Here is a 3,310-nt window from a genome sequence, read left to right as displayed (position 1 = left end):
GACAAGCCGAACTTCTGGTCCTCGTGCGCCGTGGCGATGAACTCGTGGGTGTGCGCCTCGACGCCCACGGTGATCCGGATCAGCACCTGCTGGCGCACGCCCTGGCGGGCGGCGATCGCGGCGAGGCGGTCGATCTCCTCGTAGGAGTCGACCACGATGTGCCCGACGCCGGTCTTCACCGCGTGTTCGAGTTCGTCCACCGACTTGTTGTTGCCGTGCAGCGCGATCCGCTGCGGCGGCATCCCGGCGGCCAGTGCCACCGCCAGCTCGCCGGCACTGCACACGTCGAGGTTGAGGCCCTCCTCGTGCAGCCAGCGCACGACCGCCTTGGAGAGGAAGGCCTTCCCGGCGTAGTAGACGTCCGCGTCGGCGCCGAAGGCGTCCCGCCAGGCGCGGGCCCGGGTGCGGAAGTCCTCCTCGTCCAGCACGTAGGCCGGGGTGCCGAACTCGGCCGCCAGCCGCCTGACGTCGATCCCGCCGACGGTGGCCACGCCCTCGGCGTTGCGGGCGACGGTGCGCGACCAGACCTTGGGGTCGAGCGCGTTGAGGTCGGCCGGCGGGGCCTGGTAGTGGCCCTCGGGCAGGACGTCGCCGTGGCGGGGACCTGCCGGGTGTGCGGAGCGACTCATCTTGGAAAAGTCCTTCGAGACCTATGGCGAGGGGCGGCGACGGTCCTCGTTGACCGTCAGCCGCCCCCGCTGTGCGCTTGGGGGTGGTACCTACATCCGCTCGGGCGTCGAGACGCCCAGGAGCGTCAGGCCGTTGGCCATGACCGTGCGCGTCGCCTCGACCAGCCAGAGCCGGGCGCGGTGCGTGTCCGTCATCTCCTCGTCGCCCTTGGGCAGGAACATGCAGTTCTCGTACAGGCGGTGGTACTTGCCCGCGAGGTCCTCCAGGTAGCGCGCGACCCGGTGCGGCTCGCGCAGCTCGCCGGCGGTGGCGAGGACGCGCGGGAACTCGCCGAGGGCGCCGAGGATGTCGTTCTCCCACTCGGTGGCGAGCAGCTCGGGTTTGAACTGCTCGGCCGTGCCCTTGTCCACGCCCAGCTCGGCGGCCTTGCGGGCGACGCCGCACATCCGGGTGTGCGCGTACTGGACGTAGTAGACCGGGTTCTCGTTGGTCTGGCTCGTCAGGACGTTGATGTCCAGCGTGATCGTCGAGTCCGTGGAGGAGCGCGCCAGGGTGTAGCGGGCGGCGTCCACGCCGATCCACTCGACCACGTCGTCGATCGTGATGATGTTGCCGGCCCGCTTGGACATGCGGACCTCTTCGCCGTCGCGAAGCATCTTCACGAACTGGCCGATCTTCACCTCGATGTTGTGGTTCATGTCGTCGCCCGCGCAGGCCGCGATGGCCTTGAGCCGGTTGACGTAACCGTGGTGGTCGGCGCCCAGCATGTAGAGCGCGACCTCGGTGCCGCGGTCCCGCTTGGACAGGTAGTAGGCGGCGTCGGCGGCGAAGTAGGTGGTGTCGCCGTCGGCCTTGACCAGGACGCGGTCCTTGTCGTCGCCGAAGTCGGTGGTGCGCAGGAAGACCGCGCCGTCCTTCTCGAAGACGTGGCCCTGCTCGCGCAGCCGGGTGGTGGCCTGCTCGACGGCGCCGGAGTCGTGCAGCGACTTCTCGGAGAACCAGACGTCGAAGTGGGTGCCGAACTCGTCCATCGAGCGCTGGATCTCGGCCACCATGAGCTTGAGGCCCTCGGAGCGGAAGACCGCCAGCTGCTCGTCCTCGGAGCGGTCGAGCAGGCCGGGGACGGCCTCGGTGATCGCCTTGGCGATGTCGACGATGTACTCGCCGACGTAGCCGCCCTCGGGCACCTCGCGGCCGTTCGCGGCGGCCTGCAGCGAGGCGGCGAACTTGGTGATCTGCACGCCGGCGTCGTTGAGGTAGTACTCGGTGGTGACGTCGGCGCCGGAGGCGCGCAGCACCCGGGCCAGCGAGTCGCCGACGGCGGCCCAGCGGACGCCGCCGATGTGGATCGGGCCGGTCGGGTTGGCGGAGACGAACTCCAGGTTGATCTTCAGGCCCTTGAGGGCCTCGTTGCGGCCGTAGGCCTCGCCCGCCTCGACGATGGTGCGGGCGAGCGCACCGGCGGTGGCGGTGTCCAGGGTGATGTTCAGGAAGCCCGGACCGGCGATGTCGACCTTGGCGACGCCGGTGATCCCTCGCAGGCGCTCGACCAGCAGTTCGGCAACGGCTCGCGGCGGCTTGCCGGCCGCCTTGGCGAGCTGGAGGGCCACGTTCGTCGCGTAGTCGCCGTGGTCCCGGTTCTTGGGCCGGTCGACCGTCACGTGCTCGGGCACGGCGACGGCCAGCTCGCCCGCCTCGACGGCGGAGCTCACTGCGGCCTGGATTGCCTGGGAAAGGTCTGCGGGGGTCACGACGCCAAGCGTAGGCGAGAGGGGGTGCCCGCCCGCCACTCGGTTTGCCGGTTGAGACGTCCGGAGGGGCCGCCACGCCGTGCGCCCGGGGGTGTCAGCCGCGATCCGTGCGATCTGTTCGCTCAGGGCGAAACTCGTCGGGCCTTCCGGCGGGGCGTTCCCCGGGGTTCATCAGCCGCCGGACCAGGGCCACCAGATCGGCCGGGTCGAACGGCTTGCCGAGGTAGCCGTCCACGCCGACCGTCTCCCCCAGGTCCAGGTCCGCCGGCGTGCAGGCGCTCACGATCGCGATCGGCAACCGGCAGGTGTCCGGGGTCGCGCGCAGCCGGGCCGCCGTCCGCAGGCCGTCCAGCCGCGGCATCATCACGTCCAGCGTCACCACGTCGGGCTTCACCCGGCGGATGACCTCCAGGCACTCGGCGCCGTCGGCGGCGGTCACCACCTCGAAGCCCTCCAGCTCAAGGTTGACCCTGATCAGCTGACGGATCACCTCGCTGTCGTCCACCACGAGGACCCGCCCGGACACTCCCGACACCTCACCGAGGGTATCGGCGGCCCCGCCGCCCCGTCCGGCCTTTGGGCACTTCCGCTCCCCCGGCCCGCCGGGCCACCCGGACGATCTTCCGGAAACCCGTGCACGGACCGCGCCAGAAGCCTGGTAGTGTTCATCACGTCGGAACACGCGAGTGACCGGCAGGCCAACAGGCCCCCGTAGCTCAGGGGATAGAGCACCGCCCTCCGGAGGCGGGTGCGTAGGTTCGAATCCTACCGGGGGCACTCACGCAGCGTTTGCGAGAGTGTAACCAGGGCCCAGATCAGTGGAGTTGATCCACGGATCTGGGCCTTCGTCATGCTCCGGCCCCGAACGTGCCGACGCTCCGGCCGGAACCGGAGACCGGGCCCGGGTGGGGGGCCGGGCCCGGGGCTTC

General features: G+C 70.6%; 2 protein-coding genes, 1 tRNA gene and 1 pseudogene. 1 reads left to right on the top strand and 3 read right to left on the bottom strand.

All coding sequences use genetic code 11. The annotated features are described in order from the left end of the window. From J0670_RS33765 to J0670_RS33755, 3 genes and pseudogenes are all read right to left on the bottom strand, one after another. A pseudogene (locus J0670_RS33765) lies at positions 1-629 on the bottom strand (diaminopimelate decarboxylase); the annotation flags it as partial. A gap of 90 nt (positions 630-719) precedes the next feature. Next, a complete protein-coding gene (gene argS, locus J0670_RS33760) occupies positions 720-2,381 on the bottom strand; it encodes an arginine--tRNA ligase (protein ID WP_207816115.1) in 1,662 nt (553 codons plus the stop codon). 94 nt (positions 2,382-2,475) lie between these two features. After that, positions 2,476-2,907, bottom strand: coding sequence for a PleD family two-component system response regulator (locus tag J0670_RS33755; protein ID WP_207816117.1), 432 nt, complete (start codon positions 2,905-2,907; stop codon positions 2,476-2,478). A gap of 179 nt (positions 2,908-3,086) precedes the next feature. Between J0670_RS33755 and J0670_RS33750 the strand changes: the two genes are divergently transcribed. After that, positions 3,087-3,158 (top strand) — tRNA-Arg (locus J0670_RS33750). Positions 3,159-3,310: the final 152 nt, after the last annotated feature.

The sequence above is a fragment of the Streptomyces sp. FH025 genome, from assembly GCF_017427025.1.
GTDB lineage: Bacteria > Actinomycetota > Actinomycetes > Streptomycetales > Streptomycetaceae > Kitasatospora.
This window is presented reverse-complemented; position numbering and strand designations above follow the sequence as displayed.